Source organism: Caulobacter zeae (genome assembly GCF_002858925.1).
Classification (GTDB): Bacteria; Pseudomonadota; Alphaproteobacteria; order Caulobacterales; family Caulobacteraceae; genus Caulobacter; species Caulobacter zeae.
On sequence record NZ_PJRS01000028.1, the window covers coordinates 51,027 to 69,374 of the forward strand.

The window sequence follows — 18,348 nt, forward strand, 5'->3', positions numbered from 1 at the left end:
GTGCGACAACCGGCGGTCACATTTTCAGGGATTCCCTTAAGCGCCGGTGTGCCGAATGTCACAGGCGCGACAGCGTCAGCGGATCCTCCTGCCCGGCGAAATACTTGGCCAGGGCGGCGCGAAAGCGCGGCTCTTCCGGCGCGGCGGCGGAAAACAGGGTGAGGCTGGAGCGCAGCTTCACGTCGTCGGGCGAGCCGAACACCGCATGGGCGTCGTCGCCGGGCAGGGCCAGGATCGCCTCGACGCACGCGAGCAGGCGCGGCCCCAGCACCGGATGCGCCAGATAGGCCCGCGCCTCGTCCAGCCCCGCGATCGCGTAGAACCGGGCGGTCGGGCTATGGCCCAGGCCCTGGACCTGCGGGAACACGAACCACATCCAGTGCGCCCGCTTGCGGCCGGTGCGCAGCTCAGCGAGGGCGGCGGGATAGGCGGTCGCCTGGGCGTCGAGGAAGCGGGTGAGGGCGTGGGGCATGGGGGGGCAAGAGCGGAGCTTGGATCACCAGCATGAAGTGGACATTTGGCCATGTTCAACCATGACCGGCCGACTTCGCGTTGTGGACAGCAAAATGTGGAGCGACTCACTTAATGGTAGCGCTTGTCTCTCGATTCGCGCATTGGCCGAATGCCCTTGCTCGCGGCCACTAGGAGCAACGTCGCCTAATGCAGCTAATTCGCCGTATCGAGATCAACTATCTCCGCTCTCTCTACAGCGCGGTTCTCGACAATCCCGGCGACATGAACGTGGTTTTTGGGCGCAACGACAGTGGCAAGTCGAACCTACTGCGCGCGCTGAACCTGTTCTTCAACCAGGAGATTGAGCCGGGCCAGGACCTTGAGTTCGAGTTGGATTTCAGCGACATCAGACGCGATGCGGCCAAATCGGCCAAGGGGCGGCAGTTCATTGCCATCCGCATCGACTTTAATGTCCCTCCCAACTATCGTCCGTCACTCGGCGACGCTATCTCGATCAAGCGTCAGTGGAATATTTACGGAGAGCGAACGGACACACTCCCTCGCGGCCTTTCGAAGGGATCCAAGATCCAGCTGACCCGATTTCTCAACCAGATCGACTTCAGCTACATTCCAGCGATCAAGGACCTTCAAGTCTTCGGCGACTTGATCGAGCGCATGTATGGCGCTGCCGCCCAGAGCACCGGCTTTGAGGCCGTGACGGACACCTTCGTCGAAGCGATCCGGGAGCAGACCAGCGGCCTGTCAGCAGGCCTGAGCAAACTCTTTGGCTCAACCACCAGATTGGCCGCTCCGACGGACATGGGATTGCTCTTCAGGTCCCTGGATTTCGCCCATGGCGACGACGGCCACTCTCTACTACGGCAGAAGGGCGACGGCGTGAAAGCCCGCCACCTGCCCGAGTTGCTGCGCTACATCAACGAGCACGAGTCCGGGAAGAAGTTCTTTATATGGGGCTTCGAGGAGCCAGAAAACTCGCTCGACCTGGGTGCCGCCGACGCGGAGGCAGAACGATTTGCCGAAATCGCTGCGCGGTCCGACACCCAGGTCTTCATAACGAGCCATTCGCCCGCCTTCTATTTAGCGAGCTCCGAGCGAACAAAGGCTGATATCCGCCGAGTGTTCGTTTCCAAGCAGAAGCCAGGCCATGGCGCGCGGGACCTCGTTGTGCCGAAGAACGCTATAAGTGTCATCGACACGCTGGACGACGCGGAAAGCCGGATGAAAGAGGCCAGCCTCCTACAGCTGCCTTACCTGATCCGGCAATGGAGCGATCTGAAGAAAGATCGCGATGCCCTCGAAGAGCAAGCGGGGCATCTAAAGCGAAAACTGGAACTATTGAGGGTACCAACTCTGTTTGTTGAGGGTCGGTTCGACAAGGAGCTGTTCGAGGCGGCCTTCGCCCGCGCCGGCATTCCGAAAACCGCGATCAACGTTCGTGTTCTTGAGGGCACGCCTTCGACGACTCCTGAACTTTTGCCGCGCTTGCTCAGTGCAGGTGCGCTACATCAGGAAGCCAAGGTCCTGTTCCTGTTCGACAACGACGGGGCAGGCCGTAGGGCACATAGAAACATCTGCGGCAAAGCGCCGCCGGCGAAAATCTGCCAGGTCGCCAACGAGTTGGGAGTGTGGCTACTGCCACAATCGTCCGACAGCGTCGCGTTCTGCGGGGTCCACTCCATTCGTCCCGACCAGCTGTTCTTTACGTCCGAGTTTCTCTATCCCGCTAAGTTGGCCGCCGAACTCTGCGTGGAGATAATTGGGTCCGAGGGAGTGGCTGCATCACGATCCGCCATCCACGACTCGTACCACGGTAGTCTAAGCCAAGCGGCGGCAGCGCCGCTTCGTGTTGCGGAACCAGGTACGATAGATTGGTTCTTCTCTCGCGGCGTACCTAACAATTTTAAAGAGCGCTTCGCTGCGGCAGCAGCCAAAACTTTGCCGCAAGACCAAGTCGATCACATCGCCAGCACGGCTTGGGCCTTCCTGAATAGCTAATGAAGCGAGCACCAAAGTACCTAGGCGCTCTCGGTAGAAATCTCACGGGAGAAGGCGCTAATTCCATGAAGCGGCTGGTCAACATCATCAGAAACCTGCCCGAGCACCTACGGTTTAAGTACGGGCCAGGGGCGGTGCAGCAGCTGGTGCACTGGTCGACGTTCCAGGCGCGCCGGAAGCTCCCGGCCGATCAACCGCTTGGCATCCTCGTCGACAATAGCGTGCGAGGAAACGCGGTCACGCACGAGACGGGGTGGGTTTCGACTGGCCCGAAGATGTGGGGGCCGCATGAGATCGACACGGGCTACATGGCCCGCGTGCCGGTTCACACCGACGCGAATGACACCGAGATCTACGAGAACCTGACCTACCTGTCGGGGATCGTGCATCTCGGGAAGACCGGGCGACTGAGGCTCTGCACGTCGGCGGAGTTGCGCGATGAGACCTGGCGACAGCCGAGTGGCCTTTACACCGGCTACGGCTACTTCGATCATAGCCTGTTCGCTGGTGTGAACCTTGAGTGTATCGACAAACTTGAGGGCGGCTGGATGCTAGGCGGTGGCGCACCGCCCCTCGAAAATCAGCAGCAGCGTCGCCTCAGCAATTCGAACGACCCGCTGTACCACGCCCTCCTGAAGCGACTTGGACCAAAGCAAAATCTCGACGCTTGGCACATTAGGACGGCTGAGAAGTACGGCCTGTTCTGTTTCCTGACGATGGACTTCAAACTGCGACGGACGGTCGAGCGCTGGAAGGACTACGAGCCGTTCAAGTCGATGAAGACGAAGGTCATGACGCCGGCGGAGTTCGGGAAGGTATTCGAGCTGATCCGCGTGCCGCCGCGCCTCCACAGCTACTCCAACGCCAGCTTTTTCGTGCGCAGCGACTTGCACATGCCGGGTGAGAAGCGGCGCTCAAGGTCGGCGTACGGGCCTAAGGCCCGCTAGGTGAGATGCGGGGAAATCACGTCGTAATGCCTCAACCGCCGCGACAGCGGTTCGTCCGGTAGAATCCGGATGCTCAAGCGCTACCCGATGCAGCGGGCAACTGCATACGAGCGGGTGCCGAGGGCGTCGGCAGGCTGTTGGCCGCCAAGCTCAGTTGGCTGCCAAGAAGCGGATGCCTCAGACGTCAGCAAAGAGTCAGAACCCCCCTCACCCCGCCCCCGCCATCCGCCCCGCCGCCCAGGCGATGAACACCCTTGTCCGCGCCGAGAGCTGGCGGTCGCGGGGCCAGAGGAGGTGGACCGGGGTCGGGGTCGGCGGGTGGGCGGTCAGGACCTCGACGAGGGCGCCGGAGGCGAGGTGTTCTTCGGCGCGATAGCGGGGGACCTGTATGAGGCCAAGGCCCAGGAGGCCCATGGCCAGGGAGCTTTCGGCGCTGGAGACCACGACGGCGGCGGGGACGGCGACCTGGCGGACGGCGCCGCCTTCGGTGACTTCCAGCGGATGCCAGCCGCCGTCGGGGCGGGCGAAGCCGACCATCTGGTGGCGGGAAAGGTCGTCGGGGGTCCGGGGCGCGCCATGGCGGTCGATATAGGCCGGGGCGGCGCAGGTGACCTCGGGCAGCAGGGCGACGCGGCGGGCGGCCATCGCACTGCTCGAGGGGCCGCTGTCGGCGGGCGTTCCCAGGCGCAGCACGCAGTCGACCCCCTCGGCCACCAGGTCGACCAGCCGGTCGCCCTCGGTCATGCGCAGGCGAAGCTCGGGATAGGTCGCCAGGAACTCGGGCAGGCCCGGCAGCAGGAAACGGCGGGCCAGGGCGCCCTGGACGTCGACCCGCAGTTCGCCGCGCGGGCTGGCGCGGCGGAAGGCGTTCTCGGTCTCGTCGAGTTGGTCCAGAAGCTTCAGGCAGCGGCGGTAATAGGCCTCGCCGTCGAGGGTGGGGGCGACGCTGCGGGTGGTGCGCTGCAGGAGGCGCACGCCCAGCCTTGCCTCGAGCTGCTGCACGGCCTCGGTGGCGGTGGAGCGGGGCAGGGAAAGGTCGGCGGCGGCCTTGGTGAAGCTGCGGCGTTCGACGACGCGGGCGAAGAGACGCATGGCCTCGAAGCGGTCCAGGGCGGCCTCCATTATTCGCTGGTTCGAATAGTGATGGCCTGATCGCCTGAATTATTCAATCGGCGCGAAGGCGCATGGTCCGTTCGTCGACGCGGTGTCGGCCGGAGGACCAAGGCATGACGAAGACTAACGGCAGGACGGCGCTGGTGACCGGCGCTTCGGGCGGCATCGGCGCGGCGACGGCGCGGCGGCTGGCGGCGGACGGCTTCGCCGTCATCGTCAACTATGCGGGCCGGGCGGCGGCGGCGAACGGCGTGGTGGCGCAGATCGAGGCGGCCGGCGGCCGCGCCGCAGCGCACCAGGCCGACATCGCCGATCCGGCGGCCGTGGCCGCGATGTTCGACGCCGCCGGGGCGGCCTTCGGCGGCGTGGACGTGCTGGTCAACAACGCCGGCGTCATGGAGCTGGCGACCATCGCCCAGGCCGACGACGCGCTGTTCTCGCGGATGATCGCGGTGAACCTGACGGGGACCTTCAACACCCTGCGCGAGGCCGCGCGGCGGATGGCGGCGGGCGGCCGGATCGTCAACGTCTCGTCCAGCGTGGTGGGCCTGTTGCAGCCGGCCTACGGCCCCTATGCGGCGGCCAAGGCGGGCGTCGAGGCCCTGACCAGCGTGCTGGCCAAGGAGCTGCGCGGCCGCGACATCACCGTCAACGCCGTGGCGCCGGGACCGACGGCCACGCCGCTGTTCCTCGACGGCAAGCCGGACGAGCTGGTCGAGCGCCTGGCCAAGGCCGCGCCGCTGGAGCGGCTGGGCGCGGCCGAGGACATCGCCGCCGTCGTCTCGTTCCTGGCCGGTCCCGACGGGGCCTGGATCAACGGCCAGACCCTGCGCGCCAACGGCGGGATCATCTGAGCCCGCCGGGGCGTGGCCGGCGGCCGCGCCCCCTTTTCGCATTACGAAGAATTCAGAGAACGGCGGTTGACCCCAAATTATACTGTGTGACATACAGTGTGTATCGCACACTATGTGCTGCACACCATGTGACGCACACCAAACCGGGCACGCCAATGCCGACAGACACGGACATCTTCGAATCCCTCCGCCAGGAGCTGCGTCGCGGGACGCTGATCCTGGCCGTGCTCGCCCAGCTGAAGGTCGAGCGCTACGGCTACAGCCTGCGCCAGGCCCTGGCGGAGGTCGGGCTGGAGATCGACGAAGGCGCGCTCTACCCGATGCTGCGCCGGCTCGAGGGCCAGGGCCTGCTGACGTCCGAATGGCGCGAGGAGGAGAAGCGCAAGAAGCGCTTCTACCGCCTCTCCACCGAGGGCGAGGCCGTCCTCGAACGCCTGGCCGCCGAGTGGCGCGCCATCAACGACACCCTGCAAAATCTGATCTGAGGGGACTGGATCATGGACCTGCTCGACCGTTATCTCGCCGCCGTCGCCGCCCTTTTGCCCAAGGCCCAGCGCGAGGACATCGTCGCCGAACTGCGCGACCTGCTGCTCAACCGCATCGAGGAGAAGGAGGAGGCCCTGGGCCGCCCCCTGAGCGACAAGGAGCGCGAGGCGGTGCTCAAGGACTTCGGCCATCCGCTGGCCGTGGCCGGGCGCTACGGCCCCCAGCAGAGCCTGATCGGCCCGACCGTCTATCCGTTCTACATGTTCGCCCTGAAGATCGCCGTGGCGGTGGCGGCGGCGATCTCGGTGATCCCGGCCCTGGCGTCCATCGTCCTGGGCGGCGACAATCCGGCCCGGCTGCTCGCCAACGCCGCCTTCGACCACTTCCCGAGCTCGGCCCTGATGCTGGCGGGCCTGGTCACGCTGGTGGCGGCCGGCATCGAGCGCGGCTGGGCGCCGCTGACCGGCCTGACCGAGTGGAAGGTCAGCGAGCTGCCGGCGCCGAGCAAGAAGAAGGGCCTGTTCGAAACGCGCTTCAATGCGGTGTTCGAGATGGTCGTGGTGGCGCTGTTCGTCCTGTGGTGGACGGGCGTGTGGAAGGTGGACCTGGGCGACCTGACCGTGAAGGGCGAGGTGGTGCTGAAGCCGTCGGCGGTCTGGCAGACCCTGTTCTGGCCGATCCTGGCCTGGTCGGCGGTGCAACTGGTCTCGGCGCTGATCACGCTGCTCCAGCCGGGGCGGGTGAGGCTGCGGGCCGCCTTCGAGCTGGCCGTGGGCGCGGGCGGCATGGCCCTGACCACGGTGATGTGGAAGTCGCTGCCGCTGTTCACCCTGGAGCCGGTGACCGCTTCGGGCGCCGATACGGCCCGCCTGGAGCAGGTGATCGGCATGGGCTTCCACGTGGCGATGCTGGTCGCCGGGATCACCTTCGCCTGCCAGATCGGCGCGGCCGCCTGGCGCCTGTACAAGGGCGCCCGCTAAGGGGCGCCTATTGGGGGGCGATACAAGCGGGGCGGATTTTTCCACGGTCGAATGACACGGAATTAATCCGTCCCCGGTTGCCCCGCCCGCCGGGGCCATTTACGCCTTCGCCCCAGCCTTTCCGGCGCGGACCAACGCGCCGGAATTCATGTCAGGGCCCGACCGGAGGGGGAGGGCTCAAGGGAAGGGGACTTTCTCTTGCAAAACCGCCGCGAACTCCTGCTGTCGACCGTGGCCGCGGGCCTGGCCGCCGCAGCCGCCCCGTCGCTGGGCTTCGCCCAGCCGGCCGCCGCCTCGGCCTCTGGCGAAGCCGCCAAGATGAACGCGTTCTTCGACGCGGCCATGGCCAAGCTGATGCGCCAGGCGCCGGAGCTGACCACGAGCCTGGGCCTCGACAAGGACGACCTGGCCTGGACCAAGGGCCTGCTGAGCGACCGCTCGTTCGAGGCGATCGCCGCGGGCGCGGCCCAGACGACCGCCCAGCTGGCCGAGCTGCGCTCGATCGACCGCAAGCAGCTGACCGGCATGGACGCCGTCAACTACGACACCGTCGAGTTCACCCTGGCGGTGCAGGACGAGGGCAACCGCAAGTTCACCTACGCCGGCGGCGGTTCGGGCGCGCCCTACGTGCTGAGCCAGCTGACGGGCAGCTACCAGCAGATGCCCGACTTCCTCGACACCCAGCACAGCATCGAGACCAAGGCCGACGCCGACGCCTATCTGCAGCGCATGGAAGGCTTCGCGCGCCTGATGGATCAGGAGACCCTGATCGCCAAGCGCGACTACGCTGACGGCGTGATCCCGCCCGACTTCGTGATCGACAAGGCCCTCATCCAGATGAAGGCCTTCGCCGACACCCCGACGGCCGAGACCACCCTGGTCAAGTCGATCGCCCGCCGGACCAAGGAAAAGAACATCGCCGGCGACTGGGCCGCCGAAGCCAGCAAGGTCTACGAAAACTCGGTGCTGCCGGCCCTCAAGCGCCAGATCGCGCTGCTGGAAAGCGTGCGCCCGAAGGCCAACCACGACGCCGGCGTGTGGCGCCTGAAGGACGGCGGCGACTACTACGCCGTGTCGCTGAAGAACTACACGACCTCGACCATGGGTCCCGAGGAGATCCACCAGCTGGGCCTGGACTTGGTGAAGTCGATCTCGGCCGAGGCCGACAAGCTGTTCAAGTCGATCGGCATGAGCAAGGGCACGGTCGGCGAGCGCATGGCCGAGCTGGGCAAGGACATCTACGAGAACACCGATCCGGCCAAGGAACAGCTGATCAAGGATCTCAACACCAAGGCCGAGTGGATCGAAAAGCAGCTGCCGGCCTATTTCGGCCAGCTGCCCAAGGCCCCGCTGGAGATCCGCCGCGTGCCCAAGGCCATCGAGGCCGGCGCGCCGGGCGGCTACTACAACTCGCCCTCGCTCGACGGCAAGCGCCCGGGGATCTACTGGATCAACCTGCGTGATACGGCCGAGCAGGCCAAGTACACCCTGACCACCCTGACGGTGCACGAGGGCGTTCCGGGCCACCACCTGCAGCTGTCGCTGTCGAACGAGGCTCAAGGCCTGCCGCTGATCCGCAAGGTCATCGGCTTCTCGGGCTACGCCGAGGGCTGGGCGCTCTATTCCGAAGAGCTGGCCGTCGAGATGGGCATCTACAAGAGCGACCCGCGGGGCCACATCGGCATGCTGCACGACGCCCTGTTCCGCGCCGTGCGCCTCGTGGTCGACAGCGGCATGCACTACAAGAAGTGGACCCGCGAACAGGCCGTCAAGTACATGGCCGAGACCATGGGCGACGAGGAAAGCGGCACGATCACCGAGATCGAACGCTACGTCGTGTGGCCGGGCCAGGCCTGCTCGTACATGCTGGGCAAGATCACCTGGCTGCGCGCCCGCGAGCGCGCCAAGAAGGCCCTGGGCAAGAAGTTCGACATCAAGAAGTTCCACGATGCGGGCCTGCTGTCGGGCATGACCCCGCTGACCGTGCTGGACCGCGTGGTCGACGACTACGTCGCCGCGACCAAGGCCGGGAAGTAAGCGTCGCGCCTTTCGCAAGGCAGGCCTGGGAAGGGGAGCGTCCGCAAGGGCGCTCCCTTTTTCGTTGGCGGCGGTCGCACAGTTGTCGGGGCGGAATTGCCCGGTCGCCCGTAGATGACTGTTGTCCACCGCGCAGCCGCTGCTGTTGCGGAAAAAGTGTCATCAACCTGTGAAATAGACGCGGCGCTGAAAACAACCGGCGCCGTCGAGACCAGTACCCCGCGGCGCTTCCGATATCGGGGGATATCCGAATGCTGCTCAGGACCGCCAGCGCCGCGGCGATCGCCGCCTGCCTCATGCTCGCCAGCCAGGCCCAGGCGGCCGATGCTCCGGCCGCGGATGCGCCCGTCGCTACGGCGGATGGCGGCGAGGTCGAGGGCGTCGTCGTGGTCGGCAGCGGCCAGACCCGCTCGGTCTCGACCCTGACGCCGGCCAGCCTGGAAGTGCTGCCGCCGGGCACGAGCGTGCAGAAGGCGCTGAACTTCCTGCCCGGCGTGATGGCCCAGTCGATCGACGCCCTGGGCGTTAACGAGCAGTCGCTGTCGCTGCAGGTGCGCGGCTTCAACACCACCCACCTGGGCTACACGCTGGACGGCATGCCGCTGGGCGACGGCGCCTACAATAACTACAACGGCCTGACGATCAGCCGGGCGCTGATCTCCGAGAACCTGGGCCGCGCCGACCTGGCGACCGGCATCGCCGGCCTGTCGATCCCGTCGACCAGCAATCTTGGCGGCGCGCTGATCTACAGCTCCAGCGATCCGAAGAAGGCCATGGGCCTGTCGATCAGCCAGAGCGTCGGCAGCGAGGACACCCTGCGCACCTTCGCCCGCTTCGACACCGGCGAGCGCAACGGCTGGTCGGCCTATCTGTCGGGCCAGTACAGCGAGCAGGACCTGTTCGTGAACCAGCCGGTCTACAACAAGTCGACCGGCAAGCAGTTCAACGGCAAGCTGACCTACAAGGGCGAGCGCGGCCAGGTGACGGCCTTCGCCGACATCTCGCGCACCAACCAGGCCGACGACGCCTATCTGTCGAAGGACATGTTGAACCGCCTGGGTTGGGACTGGGGCGGCTATGCGCCCAACTGGGACGCCTATGTCGCCCGCGCGGCCTGTTCGGTGGCCTCGCTGGCCTCCAAGTGCGTGACCTCGACGGCGCCGGAAAAGCTGTCGGACGTGACCTTCACCAACGGCCAGATCCTGCGCAACGACGACCTCTTCTACATCGCGGCCGACTTCGACGTCACCGACAGCCTCAAGGTCCACGGCCAAGTCTACAAGCACGAGAACAAGGGCGCGGGGAACAACTTCATCACCGGCCTGTCGACCCAGGGCACGGCGTCGACGGCCGACGATCTGCCGGTGCAGATCCGCGACACCCGCTACACCATCGACCGTGACGGCGTGATCGCCAGCGTAGCCTGGACCCACGGCTTCAACCACCTGCAGGCCGGCCTGTGGCTGGAGCAGAACACCAGCAGCGCCGCCCGCTACATCTGGACCAACGTCACCGGTCCGTTCAGCCTGGCGCAGTACCTGAAGGGCCGTCCCGACACCGCCCAGTGGGTGCAGAAGACCGACTGGACCACCCAGCAGTTATACGTGCAGGACACCATCACCCTGCTGGACGACGCGCTGAGCATCGATTTCGGCTTCAAGAGCACCAGCGCCAAGTCGACCGCCACGGCCCTGCCGGGCATCGCCAAGGCCCCGGCCGCGGCCTCGACCCAGTTCGCCAGCGGCTCGCTGAAGGCTTCGGACAGCTTCCTGCCGGAAGCCGGCGCGCGCTGGCGCATCGCTCCGGGCCACGAGGTGTTCGCCAGCTACGCCGAGAACATGGCCATGTTCCAGGGCGGCTTCAAACTGGGCCCGCAGTCGGTGTCGCAGGCCGTCTGGGACGCCCAGGGCAAGTACCTGGAGCCCGAGACCTCCAAGAGCTTCGACGCCGGCTACCGCTATGTGGGCGAGAAGGTGCAGCTGTCGGTGTCGGCCTACGAGGTCGATTTCGACAACCGCCTGCTGCAATACAATCCCTGCCCGACCAACCAGCAGCAGAACCCCGGCTGCGGCAACTCCTTCCACAACGCCGGCAGCGTCACCAGCAAGGGCGCCGAGGTGGGCGTGCTGTGGAAGCCGCTGTCGTGGCTGAACTGGTACAACTCGGCCTCGTACAACAAGTCGACCTATGACGAGGACCTCAACTGGTGCTCCGGCGCGACCTGCGTGATCAAGAAGACGGCCGGCAAGCAGCAGGTCGACACGCCGAAAGAGATGTTCGCCAGCGTGGTCAGCCTCAAGCGTGGTCCGTTCTCGGCCTCGCTGCAGGGCAAGTACACGGGGCGCCGCTACTACACCTACACCAACGACCAGAGCTTCGGCGGCTACACGACCTTCGACCTGGGCGTCAGCTACGCCTTCGGCGAGGTCGGCTTCATGAAGGGGGCCAAGGCCTCGCTGAACGTCACCAACCTGACCGACAAGCGCTACGCCTCGAACTTCGACAGCAGCGTGTTCGCGCCGGACGACGCGGCGGGCTCGATCCTGGTGTTCCACTCGTCGGCGCCGCGGCAGGTCTTCGCCACGATCGGCTTCGACTTCTAGGGAAGGCGATCGACGGTCACCCGGCCGCTCTACTCAAGCCCGTCCTTCCCCGCGAAGGTGTTGTGTCCCGAGAGCTTGGCGGGATGGTTTGGGTGTAGCCTCCGGTTTGGCCTGGCTGGAGGAACACAACACCTTCGCGGGGAGGCTCGGTGAAAAAGGCCGATACTTCTGAGTGTCGATCTGGCTGGCGTGCGTGGCGAACCGGAGCGGGGCGGCGAACGTTGATGCCCCGCGACCGGCCCCGCTTGGGCCGGGCCCCGGGAGCCCGCCGTGACCTATGTGACCCGCGCCATCTTCGCCGCAGCCAGCCTGCTGTTGTTGCTGGCGGCCATGAGCCTGGTGGCCCTGGGGGTCAACGAGGCGATCTCCGGCCTGCGCAATCCCGAGCAGTCGGGCGCCGAGGCGGTGCTGGACGTCCTGGGCTACATCATCGTGGCGATCGCCGTGTTCGACGTGGCCAAGTACCTGTTCGAGGACGAGGTGCGGCGCGGCGAGGAGAAACGCAGCGCCGCCGAGGCCCGGCGCAGCCTGACCAAGTTCCTGTCGACCATCGTCATCGCCCTGTTCCTCGAGGCGCTGGTGGTGGTGTTCAAGACCGCCCGCACGGACGTCTCCCAACTGGTCTATCCGACCATGCTGCTGGTGGCGGCGGTGCTGGTGCTGGTGGGGCTGGGCGCCTACCAGCGCTTCTCGGCCGCCGTCGAGGAAAAGGTCGGCGACGACGATGACGCCGAGGCCCGAAAAGAGAAAAGCCGCCGACGCGGAAGCGCCGGCGGCTGAAGCTTGCGAGCGGTCGGGCCGGTCAGAAAGCCCACTGCACGCCCAGCAGGGCCGACTGGCGGCCCCCGTCGCCGAACTCGCCGGCATAGCGGACCGAGACCGAGACGTTCGGCTTGACCTGGTAGCTCACGCCCGCCCCGGCCGTGGCCAGGGTGTCGGCGCGGGTCACGCCCGCCGCGCGCAGCTGGACGCCGCCGAGGTTGGCGGTCGAGCTGACGCCGTCGCCGTCGACCAGGCTGCGCAGGCCGATCGAGGCGTGCGGGCGCAGGCGCGCGTCCGCCGCCTGGCCGCCGACCAGGGTGACCTGGGCGTCGACGAACAGGCTGGAGAGGCGCTCCTTGTTGACCGACAGGGCGAAGGCCCCGCCGCCGGTCTCGCTGACCGCCGCGCGCTGCGCCTGGATCCAGCTGACGCCGACGCTGGGCGCCAGCAGCCAGTCGCCGTTCAGGGCGGCGGCGTAGGTCAGGTTGAGGTCGGCCGACCAAGTCTTGAGCTTGTAGTTCTCGGCGCGGGCCGAGGCGCCGCCCGGCAGGGCGCGGCGGGTGTCGGCCTCGGCGCTGTCGTGGGCCAGCACGCCGCCCAGGGCGAAGTCGCCGAAGCTGAGGCCGCCCTGCACGCCGGCCACGAAGCTGCGGGTCTCGGTGCGAGCATCCAGGCCGCCCAGGCGCTCGCGGCCGTCGAGATAGCCGACGAAGCCGCCGGCCCAGGCCTGGCGGGCGCCGTAGCCGACGCCGGCCAGCACGCCGGCGCCGTCGACCTTGCCGCCGGCCACGCCCTCGGCGGCGTCGCCGTCCAGGGTGCGGCGGTTGAGCATGGCCTGGCCGAAGCCGAATAGGCCGGCGGTCTCGGGCGCCGAGGCCGACTGGGCGCGGGCGGCGTCGATGATGGTCAGGCCGTTCTCGGTTCCCAGTTGCAGGGCCGAGGCGTAGGCCTGAGGCGTGACGCGGATCAGGGCGGCGGCGTCGCTGCGGCCGGTCGAGGCCAGGGTCAGGGTCGGCATGGCCGCGACCAGGGCCGCGCTGGCCGTGTTGGCCACGATCGCGGCGTTGAACGCGCCGACCGCGTCGGCGGCCTGGCCGGGCAGGGTCTGGTCGTTGGTGAACAGGCCCACGGCCTGCAGGCGATCGGAGCCCTGGCGCAGGTGGATGCTCAGCGCCTGGGCGCCCTCGACGGTGGTGAAGCGGCCGGTGAGGCCGCCGCCGGCCGTGATCAGGTCAAGCGTGCGGCCCGGCGCCAGCAGCTTGTCGCCCACCAGCTTGAGGGTGGTGTTCGAGGCGATCGAGACCGCGCCCCAGACGTCCAGCCTGTCGCTGGTCGCGCCCAGTTCGAACACCGCCGACGAACCGCTGGCCATGGCCAGGTTTCCGGTGAGCGTCATCGTGCCCGGCGAGGCGCCGGGGCTGAGCACGCCGGCGACGGTCAGGTTGCCGACGACCGCGCCGGCCGAGCCGAAGGTCGCGCCGTTCTGCACCAGGATGTTGGCGGCCGACAGGCGCGAGCCGGCCAGGCCGATCAGGCGACCGCCCGACACGGTGACGCTGTCGAAGCCGTAGTCGCCCGCCAGCGAGACGACGCCCGACTGCAGGGCGAGCGCCTCGAAGCCGGTGAAGGTGGTCGAGCCCAGCGCCACGGGCGCCGCGTCGGTTCCACCGAGCGCCAGTTCGAGGCGGTCGTAGCCGGTCCCGCCGTTGGCGCCGCCGGTGAAGCTCGAACCCGACAGCAGGCGCAGGACGTCGTCGCCCGCGCCCAGGTCGAGGGCGCCGGCGAACTGGCCGGCCACGGTCACCAGGTTGTCGCCGCCGCCCATCTGCACCGATCCCGACGCCAGGCCCGCGCCGGCGCCGACGTTCAGTGTCAGGCTGGAGGTCAGCAGGCGGTCGAACCTGGCCGAGCCGGTGAAGTTCAGCGCGCCCGCGCCCGTGACCTGCAAGGTCTCGAACTGCTGTAGCTGCGCGCCGTCCAGGGTCAGGTCGGCGAGCAGGTCGATGCGGACGAGATCCGCGCCGGCGCCGCCGAGCACCTGGCCCTCCAGGTTGCCGCCGGCCTGCAGATGCAGGGTGTCGTCGCCGGCCCCAAGGTCGATCGCGCCCTTCAGCACCCCGCCCGACAGCACGGTCAGGGTCTGGGCGCCGTCGCCGAAGGCGATCTTGTCGCCGCCGGCGCCGAGCACGCCGGCCACCGAGAACGAACCGCTGGCGACCTCTATGCGCTCGAAGCCGTTGACCACGCCGGTCAGCAGAGTCGGGCCCGCGGCGGTCAAGGTCAGGACGTCGTCGCCCAGGCCCCCGTCCTTGACGCCGGCGATGGCGGCCGAGGCCAGGGTGAGGCGATCGCCGCCGCCGCCCAGCCGCACATCGGCCACGTCGCCGTCCAGGGTCACGCTTTCGTCCGCGTCGCCGCCGAGGATCGCGCCGACGGTGAAGCCGTTCAGGGCCAGGTTCACGCCCGCGCCGTCGAGGGCGACGCTGTCCCAGTTCTGGTCGAGGGCCAGGCCAAGCACGCCCGAGCCGCTGACGCCCAGGCGCTCGAAGCCCGTACGGGCGCGCAGGCCGGCGTGGTCGCCCGCCAGCTCCAGCAGGAAGGTGTCGACGCCGTCGCCGCCGTCCAGCACGCCCGCAAGGGTGGCGCCGGCGCGTTCGGTATAGGTGTCGTCGCCCGAACCCAGCAGGACCGAGCCGCCGATGGCGCCGCGATTGACCACGCTGTCGGCGCCGCCGCCCAGCGACAGGCCGCCCGACACCGAGCCTTCGATTGTGATCCGCTCCTGGGACGCCGAGCCCGTGAAGGAGAGGCCGGTCGTGGTGCTTACGCTGGTTCCCGCCAGCACCTTGGCGGCGCCGCCGACCAGGTTGATCGGGCCGGGCGCAAAATGGCCCGAATAGTTCAGTTCGCCGTCGCCGATCTGGGTGAAGCGCTCGAAGTTGATGAAGTTAGCGCCCTCGACAGAGCCGCCGCCGGTGGAGTCGATGGTCAGGGTGTCGAGGCCCGCGCCGCCGTTGACGACGCCGGTCACCTTGGCGCCGACCCACTGCACGAAGGTGTCGTTGCCGTCGCCGAGGAGGACCGCGCCCTCGATGGTCCCGTAGTTCTCGACCCGGTCGTCGCCGTAGCCAAGGTCGATCGTCCCGACGACCTTGCCGTCGTTGCGGATCGTGTCGGCGTAGTAGCCGCCGGCGATCGCGCCGGTCTTGCCCTCGATCAGGCCGTCGGCGTTGTTGGTGACGATCAGAGCAGCATAGCCGCCGCCCTGTATGGCCACGCCGGCGGTGCTGCGGATGACGCCGTCGTTCTGGATGGTCGCCGAGGCGTAGTAGCCGCCGGAGACGGCCGCACCCGCCACTTCGATGACGCCGCTGTTCTCGAGCGCGCCGACATTGAGGACGCCGGTGGCCGCCTTGTCTCCGGCGACCTGCCGGATCTCGCCGGTGTTGACCAGGGTGAGCGCGCCGCTCACCCCGACGCCGCCTTCCAGCGTGATGACGCCGGAGTTGGTCACTTTCTCGCCGCCGCGGATCGCCGCGGGCGTGGTCTGCCACCAGGACTGGGGCGCGAGCGCGACGTTGATCGACCCGGCGTTCTCGAACTCGGTGTTGGACGTCAGCTCGACGGCCGCGCCGCCCGTATAGTCGTAGGTGACTTCGGTGAACTGTAGGGCGCCGCGGCTGACGAGGCTGAGGTCGCCGTAGCCCGAGCCCTCATAGGGCGAGGCGACCCTGATGGCGCTGCCGGTCGTGGTCGTGATGTCGGCCGTCAGATCCAGCGATCCCTGGCCCGCCACGGAGAACTGCGAGGTCAGGAGCGAGGAGACCAAGGCCTTCACGGCCGCGTCGTCGCTTAGTTCGAGGCCCAGGGCCTCGAAGCTCGTGGGCAGGCTCAGGGTGACCTCGGCGTCTTTGGCTGCGCGCAGGATCAGCTGGTCGACGCCGTCGCCGGCGTCCACGGCGCCGGTCAGGAAGCTGAACTTTCCGTCCTGCAGGCGGTCCAGGTCGGTGAGCAGCCTGTCGCCGCGATTGCTCATGGTCAGCGAGCCGTTCAACTGGCCGCCGGCGTCGATATAGGTCCCCTCGCCCGAGAAGGTGACGTCGCCATTGATGACGCCCGCATTGCTGACGATGCTGGCCCAGTCGGCGCGCACCCCGCCCTTGGAGCCGGAGATGACGCCGCCGGCGAGGTTGTCGACGCGCGAGTAGCCCTCGAGAACAACGCCGTGGCCGTTGCTCGCGGTGATCGTCCCGCTGTTGGCCAGGATGATCGACGAGACCTGGGCGCCGGCGGTGACGCCCTCGATCACGCCATTGTTCGTGGAGGTCCTGGTCATGACCGTGCCGCCGCCGAGCGACACGTAGAGGGCAAGGCCTCCGGTGGAGCGGATCTCGCCTTCGTTCAGCAACGTACCGCTCGAGACCGAGAGCGCGGTGGCGACGGCGCTGATCGAGCCGTAGTTGGTCAGGGCCCCGGTGCTGCTCAGGCCAACAAGGACGCCGGCGCCGCTCGATACGATCGAGCCGCTGTTCACGAAGCTGTTCAGGTAGGAGAGATTGATCGCAGCCGGGCCGATATAGCCCGGCGCCGGCGGGGCGACGGTGCTGGTGACCGAGCCGTTGTTGGTGAACGACAGGCCCCCGTAATAGTAGTCGGGCGCATAGTAGGACATGAAGGCCGTGCCGGTGCTGGTCACCGCGCCGTTGGTCACGATCGATCCGTAGCCGGCCATCGACAGGCCGACGGGCGTGTTGCCGTTCAGCGTCAGCACGGTCCCCTGGGCCAGGGCCATGCGGTAGGCCTGGAAGTTGGCGTAGTCGGCCGACATCAGGCCGTCGGTCAGCTCGATCGATTGGTCGAGGGTGAATTGCAGGGTGTTGAGGCCGCCGCCGCCGTCGACGCGACCCGAGATCTCCTTCAGCCGTCGGGTGGCGGCGTCATAGGTTCCGATCACCAGGTCGTCGGAATCGCCCAGCAGCACGTCGCCCGCGATACGACCGCCCAACGTGTTGATCGTCGTCGACCCGTAGACGTTGGGACGCGAGGCGACCACGATCGAACCGGTGATCAGGCCGCGGTTGTAGATGGTGACGCTGGGGCCGCCGGCTTGGATCGCCGCGGCGCCGCCGCTGGAGATCACGCCGCTTGCGCTGTTGGTCAGGGTGACGCCCAAGCCGACCTCGAGCGCCGCGCCCGAGCCGCGGTTGGCGATCAGGCCGCCGTTGACGATGGTCGGCACGGACGAGGCCCTGACGGTCGCCGTCGTACTGTTGGAGCGGATCTCGGCGCCGACGTCGTTGTTCAGCGTATAGAGGTTGCTGTGCGCGTAGGACTGCGCCACGGCGGCCGGGGAACTCAGGGCGCTGAACGCGCCGCCGTCGATGACGCCGGCGTTGTTGAGCTGCTGCACGCCGGCCTGGATGCCGCCGATATAGCCGGTCCGGCGGTTGGTGATCGAGAAGAAGCCTTCGATCGAGGCGTCGGTGCTGACGATCGCCGGACCGCTGGTCGAGCGGATCTGGCCGCTGTTGTCGAGCTCGGCCACGGCCAGGCCGTAGCGGTTGCCGGCGGTGCCCTGCAGGCGGATGGCGGTCGCGCCCTGGATCGTCGCGTTCGTACCGACGGTGATGTTGAGGCGGGTGGAGGGCCAGTAGTAGCCGGGCCGATACTCGCCGCTGTTGACCAGTACGCCGTCGGCCGAGCCGCCCGTGATCGCGCCCTGGACATTCAGGTTGATGATCGAGCCATAGGTGGCGCCCATCGGCGAGACCGCGCGGAAGGCGGCCAGGTCGCCGCCGGCCGCCGACAGGCTGGCGCCGGAGAGGATGTTGACGAGGCTGGTCTTGTCGACCGTCAGGCCGCCGACCGTCGCGCCGGTGCAGTTGACGACGCCGTTCTGAACCACCGGCAAAGGCGTGCAGGCCGCCCAGGCCGAGCTTCCCGCGCCCGCGGCCAGGGCCGCCAGGCTGCAACCAAGCAGGCGGGCGCGCAGGCTCCGCGCCTCGAGGCCATTCAACTGAAGCATGCAAGCCCCCGGAGCATCAACTGAGATGGCGTCTAGCTTTGCCTTGGCGCAACGTCCAGATGCTCCGGGATA

The 18,348-nt window shown here is 67.8% G+C and carries 11 protein-coding genes; 8 read left to right on the forward strand and 3 right to left on the reverse strand.

Annotated elements, in window-relative coordinates; all coding sequences use genetic code 11:
- Positions 1-58: 58 nt before the first annotated feature.
- Positions 59-472 (reverse strand): DUF1810 domain-containing protein, encoded by a 414-nt coding sequence (locus SGCZBJ_RS14730; RefSeq protein ID WP_101718749.1) that lies wholly within the window; start codon positions 470-472, stop codon positions 59-61.
- A 188-nt stretch (positions 473-660) separates the two neighbouring features.
- Between SGCZBJ_RS14730 and SGCZBJ_RS14735 the strand changes: the two genes are divergently transcribed.
- Together SGCZBJ_RS14735 and SGCZBJ_RS14740 are read left to right on the forward strand one after the other, a co-directional pair.
- A complete protein-coding gene (locus SGCZBJ_RS14735) occupies positions 661-2,469 on the forward strand; it encodes an ATP-dependent nuclease (RefSeq protein ID WP_101718750.1) in 1,809 nt (602 codons plus the stop codon).
- A 65-nt stretch (positions 2,470-2,534) separates the two neighbouring features.
- Positions 2,535-3,416, forward strand: coding sequence for a hypothetical protein (locus SGCZBJ_RS14740; RefSeq protein WP_101718751.1), 882 nt, complete (start codon positions 2,535-2,537; stop codon positions 3,414-3,416).
- Between the two features lie 207 nt (positions 3,417-3,623).
- Here the strand turns inward: SGCZBJ_RS14740 and SGCZBJ_RS14745 are convergent, their stop codons facing one another.
- Positions 3,624-4,538: a LysR family transcriptional regulator gene (locus tag SGCZBJ_RS14745; RefSeq protein WP_240621517.1), complete on the reverse strand. Its 915-nt coding sequence runs from the start codon at positions 4,536-4,538 to the stop codon at positions 3,624-3,626.
- A 104-nt stretch (positions 4,539-4,642) separates the two neighbouring features.
- Between SGCZBJ_RS14745 and SGCZBJ_RS14750 the strand changes: the two genes are divergently transcribed.
- The 6 genes from SGCZBJ_RS14750 to SGCZBJ_RS14775 all read left to right on the forward strand — a co-directional run bounded on the left by SGCZBJ_RS14750 (position 4,643) and on the right by SGCZBJ_RS14775 (position 12,269).
- Positions 4,643-5,383, forward strand: coding sequence for an SDR family oxidoreductase (locus SGCZBJ_RS14750; RefSeq protein WP_101718752.1), 741 nt, complete (start codon positions 4,643-4,645; stop codon positions 5,381-5,383).
- 155 nt (positions 5,384-5,538) lie between these two features.
- A complete protein-coding gene (locus tag SGCZBJ_RS14755) occupies positions 5,539-5,868 on the forward strand; it encodes a PadR family transcriptional regulator (RefSeq protein WP_101718753.1) in 330 nt (109 codons plus the stop codon).
- 12 nt (positions 5,869-5,880) lie between these two features.
- Entirely contained in the window at positions 5,881-6,849 is a 969-nt protein-coding gene (locus SGCZBJ_RS14760; protein WP_101718754.1) for an HAAS signaling domain-containing protein, read from the forward strand.
- Positions 6,850-7,047: 198 nt separating this feature from the next.
- Complete coding sequence (locus SGCZBJ_RS14765; RefSeq protein WP_101718755.1) at positions 7,048-8,886, forward strand: DUF885 domain-containing protein; 1,839 nt, start codon at positions 7,048-7,050, stop codon at positions 8,884-8,886.
- Between the two features lie 251 nt (positions 8,887-9,137).
- On the forward strand, positions 9,138-11,489 hold the full coding sequence (locus SGCZBJ_RS14770; protein WP_101718756.1) for a TonB-dependent receptor: 2,352 nt from the start codon (positions 9,138-9,140) through the stop codon (positions 11,487-11,489).
- 270 nt (positions 11,490-11,759) lie between these two features.
- A complete protein-coding gene (locus SGCZBJ_RS14775) occupies positions 11,760-12,269 on the forward strand; it encodes a GNAT family acetyltransferase (RefSeq protein ID WP_101718757.1) in 510 nt (169 codons plus the stop codon).
- A 22-nt stretch (positions 12,270-12,291) separates the two neighbouring features.
- Here the strand turns inward: SGCZBJ_RS14775 and SGCZBJ_RS14780 are convergent, their stop codons facing one another.
- Positions 12,292-18,276, reverse strand: a complete 5,985-nt coding sequence (locus SGCZBJ_RS14780) for an autotransporter outer membrane beta-barrel domain-containing protein (protein ID WP_101718758.1) — start codon at positions 18,274-18,276, stop codon at positions 12,292-12,294.
- Positions 18,277-18,348: the final 72 nt, after the last annotated feature.

Excerpts from the sequence above, each read along its gene's own strand:
- SGCZBJ_RS14730 (WP_101718749.1), bottom strand. The coding sequence starts at position 472 with ATGCCCCACGCCCTCACCCGCTTCCTCGACGCCCAGGCGACCGCCTAT.
- SGCZBJ_RS14735 (WP_101718750.1), top strand. The coding sequence starts at position 661 with ATGCAGCTAATTCGCCGTATCGAGATCAACTATCTCCGCTCTCTCTAC.
- SGCZBJ_RS14740 (WP_101718751.1), top strand. The coding sequence starts at position 2,535 with ATGAAGCGGCTGGTCAACATCATCAGAAACCTGCCCGAGCACCTACGG.
- SGCZBJ_RS14745 (WP_240621517.1), bottom strand. The coding sequence starts at position 4,538 with ATGGAGGCCGCCCTGGACCGCTTCGAGGCCATGCGTCTCTTCGCCCGC.
- SGCZBJ_RS14750 (WP_101718752.1), top strand. The coding sequence starts at position 4,643 with ATGACGAAGACTAACGGCAGGACGGCGCTGGTGACCGGCGCTTCGGGC.
- SGCZBJ_RS14755 (WP_101718753.1), top strand. The coding sequence starts at position 5,539 with ATGCCGACAGACACGGACATCTTCGAATCCCTCCGCCAGGAGCTGCGT.
- SGCZBJ_RS14760 (WP_101718754.1), top strand. The coding sequence starts at position 5,881 with ATGGACCTGCTCGACCGTTATCTCGCCGCCGTCGCCGCCCTTTTGCCC.
- SGCZBJ_RS14770 (WP_101718756.1), top strand. The coding sequence starts at position 9,138 with ATGCTGCTCAGGACCGCCAGCGCCGCGGCGATCGCCGCCTGCCTCATG.
- SGCZBJ_RS14780 (WP_101718758.1), bottom strand. The coding sequence starts at position 18,276 with ATGCTTCAGTTGAATGGCCTCGAGGCGCGGAGCCTGCGCGCCCGCCTG.